Annotated in this window: 8 protein-coding genes; 3 read left to right on the top strand and 5 right to left on the bottom strand. The window is 67.1% G+C overall.

Annotated features, from left to right (window positions below; translation table 11 throughout):
- Together ACWDTP_RS35050 and ACWDTP_RS35045 are read left to right on the top strand one after the other, a co-directional pair.
- The coding region (locus tag ACWDTP_RS35050; RefSeq protein ID WP_450027822.1) for a transketolase-like TK C-terminal-containing protein at positions 1 to 2,164 on the top strand (2,164 nt) is incomplete at its 5' end.
- Positions 2,161 to 2,559, top strand: coding sequence for a biotin/lipoyl-containing protein (locus ACWDTP_RS35045; protein ID WP_450027821.1), 399 nt, complete (start codon positions 2,161 to 2,163; stop codon positions 2,557 to 2,559). The genes ACWDTP_RS35050 and ACWDTP_RS35045, both read left to right, overlap by 4 nt.
- Here ACWDTP_RS35045 and ACWDTP_RS35040 read toward each other — a convergent pair.
- Positions 2,516 to 3,136, bottom strand: a complete 621-nt coding sequence (locus tag ACWDTP_RS35040) for a TetR/AcrR family transcriptional regulator (RefSeq protein WP_450027820.1) — start codon at positions 3,134 to 3,136, stop codon at positions 2,516 to 2,518. The two genes, ACWDTP_RS35045 and ACWDTP_RS35040, sit on opposite strands and share 44 nt — an antisense overlap.
- 72 nt (positions 3,137 to 3,208) lie before the next feature.
- Between ACWDTP_RS35040 and ACWDTP_RS35035 the strand changes: the two genes are divergently transcribed.
- A complete protein-coding gene (locus ACWDTP_RS35035; protein ID WP_450027819.1) occupies positions 3,209 to 5,512 on the top strand; it encodes an MMPL family transporter in 2,304 nt (767 codons plus the stop codon).
- A 66-nt stretch (positions 5,513 to 5,578) separates the two neighbouring features.
- Here the strand turns inward: ACWDTP_RS35035 and ACWDTP_RS35030 are convergent, their stop codons facing one another.
- From ACWDTP_RS35030 to ACWDTP_RS35015, 4 genes are all read right to left on the bottom strand, one after another.
- Positions 5,579 to 6,775 (bottom strand): acyl-CoA dehydrogenase family protein, encoded by a 1,197-nt coding sequence (locus ACWDTP_RS35030; RefSeq protein ID WP_450027818.1) that lies wholly within the window; start codon positions 6,773 to 6,775, stop codon positions 5,579 to 5,581.
- A gap of 6 nt (positions 6,776 to 6,781) precedes the next feature.
- Positions 6,782 to 7,828 (bottom strand): acyl-CoA dehydrogenase family protein, encoded by a 1,047-nt coding sequence (locus tag ACWDTP_RS35025; RefSeq protein WP_450027817.1) that lies wholly within the window; start codon positions 7,826 to 7,828, stop codon positions 6,782 to 6,784.
- Positions 7,829 to 8,671, bottom strand: coding sequence for an amidohydrolase family protein (locus ACWDTP_RS35020; protein WP_450027816.1), 843 nt, complete (start codon positions 8,669 to 8,671; stop codon positions 7,829 to 7,831).
- Positions 8,668 to 9,241: AMP-binding enzyme (locus ACWDTP_RS35015; RefSeq protein ID WP_450027815.1), on the bottom strand; the 574-nt coding region annotated here is incomplete at its 5' end. The genes ACWDTP_RS35015 and ACWDTP_RS35020, both read right to left, overlap by 4 nt.

The raw sequence follows: 9,241 nt of genomic DNA, 5'->3' as shown, positions 1-9,241 counted from the left end.
CTCGATCATGACGTCGCTGTGGTTCGAACAGCTGCAACCGGGAGATCGGGTATCGGTCAAGCCGCATGCCTCGCCCGTACTGCACAGCATCAACTATCTGCTGGGCGAACTCGATCAGAAGTACCTGACCACTCTGCGTGAGTTCGGTGGCCTGCAGTCCTATCCGAGCAGGTCGAAAGACCCTGATCCCGTTGATTATTCGACCGGATCGGTGGGCATCGGCGCGACCGCCCCGATCTGGGGCACGATCGCCCGCCGCTACGTCGACACCCAGATCCACGCCGCGGGCAAAGGTCGCCAGTATTCGCTGGTGGGCGACGCCGAACTCGACGAGGGGGCGGTGTGGGAGGCCGTATTGGACAACTCCGTCGCCGAACTCGGTGAGATCGTCTGGATCGTCGACCTCAACCGTCAGTCGTTGGACCGTGTCGTGCCCAACATCGCCGCCGGACGGCTGGAGTCGATGTTCTCGGCCGCGGGATGGCAGGTGATCAATGTGAAGTTCGGCGCCCAGCTCGAGACCTTGTTCGAACAGAACGGTGGGCCGGCGCTGCGCACCCGCATCCTCGAGATGTCCAACCCCGAATACCAGCGTCTGCTGCGCTGCCCGGCCGACGAGCTGCGCGAGCGGCTGCCCGGCAACGGAACAGGCGCCGACGAGATCTCGGCGCTGATCGGCGACTTGGATGACAACGCGCTGCTGGCCGCAATCCGCAATCTGGGCGGTCACGATCTCGGTGCATTGCGCGCTGCCTACGCCCAGATCGACGACACCCGGCCAACGGTGGTCATCGCCTACACCATCAAAGGTCACCGGCTCCCAACCCAGGGCCATCCCCAGAACCATTCGTCACTGCTGACCGTCGAGCAGTACGAGCAGTTCGCCGCCGAACTCGGCGCGGACCCGGCCGACCCCTGGCGACGGTTCAGCACCGGCAGCGCACCGGCAGACCTCTGCGCCATGACTTCCGAGCGGCTGCGGCGCGAGCCGGTGGCACTGTCAACTCCCCCCGCCGTTCCCGTCGACAGCGGCCGGACACCGTCAGGCAGATCATCGACCCAGGCCGCCCTCGGCCGGGTTCTGCTCGACCTGAGCCGCCTGGCCCCCGACGCGGCCAAACGGGTCGTCACCGTCAGTCCCGACGTGAGTTCGACGACGAACCTGGCGGGTTGGCTCAACAAGGTCGGCGTGTGGTCGCCCGATGAACGTCAGAACTGGTTCGACGACGACCCGGAAACCATCATGCACTGGCGGGAAAGGCCGACGGGACAACACATGGAACTCGGCATCGCCGAGACCAACCTCGTCGGCCTGATCGGTGAGCTCGGCGCGACCTGGAGCCGGTGGGGACAGCCCTTGTTTCCGATCGGTGTGCTCTACGACCCGTTCGTCGAGCGGGCCCTCGAACCGTGGTCGTACGGCATCTACGCGGGCGGACAATCGATCCTGGTCGGGACGCCCTCCGGCGTGTCGCTCGCCGCCGAGGGCGGCGCGCATCAATCGATCAAGACACCGTCGATCGGACTGGAGCAACCCGGTTGTGTCAGCTACGAGCCGGCCTTCGCGATCGATGTCGAGTGGGCGCTGCTGTCCTGCATTGGCCGGCTCGGCCGGCCGGGCGGCTCCTCGTCGTATGTCCGGCTGTCCACCCGACCCGTCGATCAGACCCTTGCCGCAGTGCCCACCGATCCGGTCGCCCGGGAGCGCAGGAGAAAGCACGTGGTCGCCGGTGCATACATGGTGCGACGGGCTGGCGGCATACCCCACGTCACCCTGGTCGGGGTGGGAGCGATGATCACCGAATCCCTGTTGGCGGCCGACCGACTCGCTGAGCAAGGCATCGATGCCGACGTCATCTGCGTGACCAGCCCCGGACTGCTGTTCGACGCATTACAGGCTCGCCGAGGGCTTTCCGAGAACCCTTCGTGGATTCTCGACCAGGTGTTCCCGACCGAACGAGCCGCCCCCATGGTGACCGTGCTCGACGGGCACCCGCACACGCTGGCGTTCCTCACCGGTATCAACAACGTGGCCGGGGCCGCTCTCGGGGTCAGCCGCTTCGGCCAGGTCGGTTCACTCGACGACGTCTACCGCTACCACGGCATCGACACCGACAGCATTGTCAGCGCAGCACTCGACCTTGCCGAAAGGGCCGTGAAATGACCGCCACCACAGACGTCACCAACGTGGAAATGCCTACCCTCGGCGAGGCGGTCACCGAGGCCACCATCACCCGCTGGCTCAAGGCAGTGGGCGATGAGGTCCAGCACGACGAGCCCCTGCTCGAGGTCGCCACCGACAAGGTCGACACCGAGGTCGTCTCCCCCGCTACCGGCATCCTGGCTCAGATCATCGAGCCGGAGGACGCGGTGGTCGAAATCGGCGCCGCTATCGCGGTGATCAGTGCGGGAGACGCGGCCCACAGCGGCTTCGGCCCCGGAGCGCGCGATCAAAGCCCTCACCTCACCTCGCGAACAGTAGCGCGCCACCGTCGCCATTACTCGGCCCGACGTGTCAGCCCGGCAGCGGTGGTAGCGGCTGGGCGTCGGAGGGATTGAGGGCATCCAGCATCAAGCTCAGATACCGGCGACGCAGTTCCGACGGCTGATCGAGCGCCACCGATGCGGCCGTCACCATCGCAACGAAGGTCGGCACGTCATCGACGGTGAGGTCGGCGCGCAACTCTCCCGTCGCCTGGCCGTGGGTCACCAGGTTCTGCAGCAGATCCCGTTTACTGCCGAACAACCGGGAGGTGAGTTCGGCCAGATGGTCCAGCGAGGACAACAGTGGGCGCTGGGCGTACATGAGCTCGGCCAGCCGCTCGATCACGTCGATGAAGGCCTCGCGGGGCGCGTCGCTCTCGACCAACGCCAGGATCACCGGTTCGATGTCGGAGGCGAAGACATCCTCGTAGACGGCGGCCGCGAGCGCCTGCCGGTTCGGGAAATGCCGGTAGAGCGTCGCGTTGCCGACACCGGCGCGCGCGGCCACCTGGGTCAATGTCGCGGCGGCGCCCTCGGTCGCGAAGATCTCACGGGCCGCCGCGATGATCCGGCTCTCGTTGGCGTAGGCGTCTGACCGGCGGCGATCGGGGCGTGCAGGCATATCGGATCCGATGAACGTGGCGTAGGTCATGTCCCCGACGCCGGGGTGGGTTTCACAACAAACGATAGCTTACTCTCGTATTGGGAGCTTACTCTCACTTACATGTCCACTTTTCTGTATCGGCTGGGACGCTTCGCGTTCGGTCGACCCTGGCTGGTGATCGGCGGCTGGCTGGCGCTGATCGCCGTCGTGGCGGGCCTGCTCGTGGCGAACCCGCCGAAGATCTCCAATGAGATGCGCATCGACGGCACACCTGCGCAGGAGGTCATCGACGACCTGTCGCAGCGCATGCCGGAATCCTCGGGTGGGCAGGGCATCATCGCCTTCGCCGCGCCCGAAGGCCAGCGCATCGACGACGACGCGAACCGTGGCGCGCTGCTACGAGCGGTCGATTCGGTATCGCAGTCCGAGCACGTGCTCGATCCCGGCGCACTGGCGCGGGCCGAGTCGGCGAAGGGTCCCGCCAGCCCCACCCTGGCCGCGTCGGCAGCCATCGCCAAGACCCAGGTCTCGACGCCGGTCGCGGACGGCGCACCGCACCCGCTGGTCGTCGGCGGCCAACCCGTGCCCGGTGTGCTGGTCTCGGCCGACGGCGCGACCGCACTGTTTCAGTTCCAGTTCGACAAGCAGACCGCCGAACTGCCGACCGGGACCGTCGAACACACGGTGGACGCCGCCCGGGACGCAGTGTCTGCCACCGGAATCAGTGTGCTGCCCTCGGCCAGCATGGTCGAGATGCCCGAACTCGTCGGCGCCGGCGAGGCGATCGGTCTGGCCGTCGCCGCCATGGTCCTGATCGTCACGCTCGGCTCACTGGTCGCCGCCGGTCTGCCGCTGGCGACCGCCCTGAGTTCGGTCGCGGTCGGCGTCGGCGGCACCTTCCTGTTCTCGCATCTGGTCAACATGCAGTCGATGACGGCCGTCCTGGCGCTGATGCTGGGTCTGGCCGTGGGTATCGACTACGCGATGTTCATCGTCAACCGGCAGCGTCGACTGATCCTCGACCGCGGACTCAGTGCCTCCGAGGCCGCCGGACGCGCGCTCGGCACTGCCGGCAGCGCCGTGGTTTTCGCGGGGACGACGGTGGTGATCGCCCTGGTCGCACTGACTGTGGTCGGGATCTCGCTGCTGACGCCGATGGCGCTCGCCGCGGCGGGCACGGTGGTCGTCGCGGTGATCGCCTCGCTCACCCTGCTGCCAGCGCTGCTCGGTCTGGTCGGCGAGCGGATCTGCTCGCAGAAAACCCGCAACGACCAGTCCGACACCGGCAAGAACACCAATCACCGTTTCGCCACGGCATGGGTCGGGGCGGTTCTGCGTCACCGCGTGCCGGTCGCCATCGGCGGTGTGGTGGTCACCGCACTGCTGGCGCTGCCCGCCCTGAATATGTCGATGGGTCTGCCGGCGGGTGCCAGCTACAACGAGGGCACACCGCAACGCGAAAGCTACGATCTGGTCGCCACACACTACGGCGACGGCTACAACGGCCCGCTGGTCGTGGTCGCCGAGCCGACAGCGGGCAATACCAGACTGGCCACCGCCGACCTCGTCGACACCAGCACCGATCTGCAACGACTGCCCGGCGTCGAATCGGTCAGCCTGCAAAAGGTCAGTGACAACGAAGAGTTCGCCCTGTTCTCGGTCGTCCCCACCGGCGGGCCCACCGACGACGCGACCGCCCAACTGGTGCGTGACATCCGGGCGCACACCGGTCCGCTGGCCGAGCTGCACGATGTCGACCTCGGCGTCACCGGCATCACCGCGATGGGCGTCGACACCACCGATCGGCTCGCCGAAGCCATCCCGCTCTACATCGCCGTCGTGATCGGTCTGTCGTTGCTGGTGCTGCTGGTGGTGTTCCGCTCTATCGCCGTCCCGGTGAAGGCCACGGTCGGGTTCCTGCTGAGCGTGCTGGCCACCTTCGGCGCCACCACCGCACTATTCCAGTGGGGCTGGTTCCAGCAGTTGTTCGGCCTGAGCGCGACCGGACCGATCCTCAGCCTGCTGCCGATCATGGTCGTTGGTGTCCTGTACGGGCTGGCAATGGATTACCAGATGTTCCTGGTCTCGTCGATGAAGGAGGCGTACGTGCACGGGCACCGCGGCGATGACGCGGTCATCCACGGCTTCACCCAGGCCAGTCGGGTCGTCGTCGCGGCGGCCGTGATCATGATGGCGGTGTTCGCCGGGTTCGTCTTCAACGCCGACCCGATGATCAAGCAGATCGGTTTCGCGCTGGCGTTCGGTGTCCTGATCGACGCGTTCGTGGTGCGGATGACCGTGGTGCCCGCGGTGATGTCGATGCTCGGCGACCGCGCGTGGTGGCTGCCCGAGCGGTTGGCGCGGCTGCTGCCGGACCTCGACATCGAGGGTGATCAACTGAACCGGCAACTGACGCCCGCCTAACCTCGGCGAGCAGACACAAACCTGCCCAAATCCGGTCGGAAATAGGCAGGTTTGCGTCTGCTCGGCCTAAGAAATCTTGGCGCGCGGCGGCGAGTAGTTCGGCTTGCCCAGGCCCAGCACGTGTTGGGCGATCATATTGCGGAACACTTCGAGCGTGCCGCCGTAGATGCCGACGAGCGGCGCGAACCGGTACACGTACTCGCTGCGGTCGTCGGCGCCGCCGTCGGCGCCGACCGGCAGCGTCGACACCGAACCCGCGATGTCCATCAGGTCGGGGGCGATATCCCGCATGGTCTGCGCGAGCGCGACTCGGCCGAAGATGCTCGGGCTGGACAGTGCCGCCTCCATCCGAGCCACACTGCGGCCCAACCGGTATGCGACAGCGCCCTCGTCGACCGCACGCCGCCCGCGCTCATCCGGCGTCCCGGCCAGTGCGGCGACCTTGTCGGCCGCTTCGGCCATGAACCCGGCCTGATGCATCATGATCGCCACATCGGCCAGCCCATCGTCGGCGGCCGCGACCGCGCCGTGCTCGGCGTCGAGCGGTTCGCGCACCACCGTCCAGCCGCCGTTGACGTCGCCGAGCCGGTAGCGGTCGTCGACCCGCACGTCGCTGTAGTACACGATGTTGGTGCGGTCCCCGTCGACGGTCCGGATGCCCTGGATCTCGATGCCCGCAAGATCCAACGGAACCAGGAACATGGTGAGGCTCTTGTGTTTCGGCGCGTCCGGATCGGTATTGGTGATCAGGAAGACGTACTGGCAGTTGTGCGCGCCGGTGGTGAACATCTTGGACCCGTTGATAATCCAGCTCGCCCCATCCGCTTCCCGCACCGCGCGGGTCTTGCAGGTCGCCACGTCCGAGCCGCCCTCGGGTTCGGTGTAGCCCAGGCACAACCGGACGGTGCCGTCGAATACGCCGCGCAGCACGTCGTCGCGGATCTCCGGAGCGGCGAACTTGGCCACCGAGCGCGCCACCATCGCCGTGGTGCCCCAGGTCACCCACGGCACCTCGGCCCGGCGTTTCTCCAACTCCCAGATCCGCCTGCGCACCCGGCTGAATCCGCCCTCGGCCTCCGACCGCCACTCCTTCTCCAGATAGCCGGCAGCGCCGAGCGCACGGTGCACGCCCTCGTCGAAGTTGTCGCCGGTCTCGCGGTCACGCCGAATGACATCCTCGGTGACGATGCGGCCGAGGAACTCCCGCACCTCGGTGCGGAACGCCTCGTCCTCCTCGGACAGCTGCACCTGTGAGAAATCCATTCCGTCCTACACCTCCACGCTCTCACGAGCCGCGACGATCTGAGCAAGACGAACCGCGGACGCGCCGGGGTCACCGCCGGCCAGCGCCCAGCCGCGGGCCCGCACCAGATAGGCGGTGGCGGCGGCCTCGGCCGACACCCCGAGCCCACCCTGGACGTGCACGGCCGTGGTCGCGGCCTTGGCGGCTTCCTCGGCCATGAACACGAAGGCCGACGGCGCCAGTTCGGGCCGTTCCGCGGGCTCGTTGTCGAGGAACCAGGCGGCACGACGAGCCAGGCCACGCCCACCCTGCACGGTGATCGCGATATTGGCCAGGGGATGCGAGATCCCCTGCAGCGTCGAGATCGGCACGCCGAGGGTGTAGCGCGTCTTGGCGAATTCGGCGGCGATGGTCATGGTCTCCTCGATCATCCCGACCAAGGCCGATGCGGTCAGCAGTCGCCATTCATCCAGCGCCCGTTGATATTCCGTGAGGGCCTGGGCTCCGCTGGCCAGCACCTCCCGACTGTCGGCGGTATCCGGGTCGACCCAGGCCATCGGCAGCTTACCGATGTTGTCGACGCGGGCCGGCCGGGTGGAAAAACCGATACGCACCACATCGGATCCGTCCCGCACGACGATGTGGTCGGCGATCGATCCGATCGGGATCAGCCGCGGCCCGGCCTGCGCGACTTCGTGTGCGTCCAGCCCCACCAGCCGCGTGCCCTGCACGATCTCCGCGGCGTCCAGGGCACCCAGCCGCTGCAGCAGCCGCGCGGCCACCACATGGTCGATCCACGGCACCGGCGCCAGCGACCGACCGACCTCCTCGGCCACCAGGGTCAGGTCGACCAGGGTCGCGCCGTCGCCGCCGACGGACTCCGGCAGCGCCATGGTGGTGGCGCCCATGGCGCACAACCGTTCCCACAGACTCTTGTCGAAGCCCGCCGGCTCGGCGGCCCGCACGGTCTCGATATCGCAGTGGGACTTGAAGAACTGCCGGTACGCGGACTGCAGGTCGACGTGGTCCTCGGTCAGGCTGTAGTCCAGCCTGCGCAGCTCGTAACGATCCATCTACTGCCCCTCTTCCCGGCTCGCGCCGAAGAAGAACTCCGCGGCGTTGTCGTAGAGATAGTTGTCCAGCACATCGGCCGGGAGATCCAGCGCGAGCGCCTCCGGTATCACGCGTCGCATCCGCAGAACCGGGAAGTCCGACGCGAAGATGATCTTGTCCTTCCCGCGGGTCCGCATGAAATGCAGCAGCGTCTCGGGCAGCCGCTTGGGCGACCACGCCGATGTCATCAGCCGCAGATTCCGGTACTTCATGAGCATCCGGATCGCGATGTCCCACCATGGATCCGCGCCGTGGATCATGCACAGCTTCAGCTCGGGGAAGCGCACACACACCCGGTCGAGATGTATGGGATTCTGCACCTCGCCCGGGATCGGTGGTCCGGGCAGGCCGGTGTTGACGCACAGCGGCAGTTCGAGTTCGGCGCACTTGGTGTAGAGCGGGTAGTACACGGCATCACTCGGCGGGTACTGACCGTCGGCCCAGAAACTGGGTCCCACAACCGCGTACGCGACCGGGAGATCACCGGCCACGGAGGCCAGTTCACGCAGCGACGGAATCGGACGCAGCAGGTTCACCCCACCGATCGCCAGCCCGAACCGGTCAGGCCTGGCCTCGACGAACTTTCGCGCGGTCACCGATGGTTTGGCCAGCGAGTCCATCAGGATCGCCTTGTGCACACCGTGCTCATCCATCTCGTCGAGCAGCTCGGACAGATCGATCGGGTCGTACATCGACTTCGGACCCTTGAAGTAGTCGTCACGAACCTTCGTCATGAAGTCCGGCTGACTGGCGGTCTCGCCGAAGTGCACGTTCGCCAGACAGTCGATCACCTTGTGTGTCATACCCGCACCTCTCCCACCACGACATTCCTGGCCCAGCGGTAATCGGCCTTACCGTTGCCGAGCCTGCGTATCTCCTCGACGAACAGCACATCCTTGGGAAGTTTGAACCGCGCCAACCGGGTAGCGCAGTGGTCCTGCAGAACATCGCCGGCCACCGCGGCGCGCAGCGCCACGATCGCCACGACCTCTTGGCCCCACCGCTCGCTGGGCCGGCCGACGGCCAACGCGTCGACCACGGCCGGATGGGTCCGCAGGACTTCCTCGATCTCCTCGACGAACACCTTCTCGCCGCCGGTGTTGACCACCAGGGCATCCCGGCCGTACAGGCGCAGGGTGCCGTCGGCCGCCAACGCCGCCCGGTCACCGGAGACGACCACCCGCAGGCCGTCCACTTCGGGGAAGGTCTTGGCGGTGGCTGCGGCGTCGTTGAAATAGCCGAGCGGGATCCGGCCGGCCCTGGCCACCCAGCCCACCTCCTGGTCGCCGGGATGCAGGAAGCGGGAATAGTCGTCGGCGAGCACCAGTCCACCGGCCCGCAGTTGGAAGGTCTCCGCGGTCGGGGTTTCACGC

Source organism: Mycobacterium sp. NPDC003449, from assembly GCF_053588415.1.
This window is presented reverse-complemented; position numbering and strand designations above follow the sequence as displayed.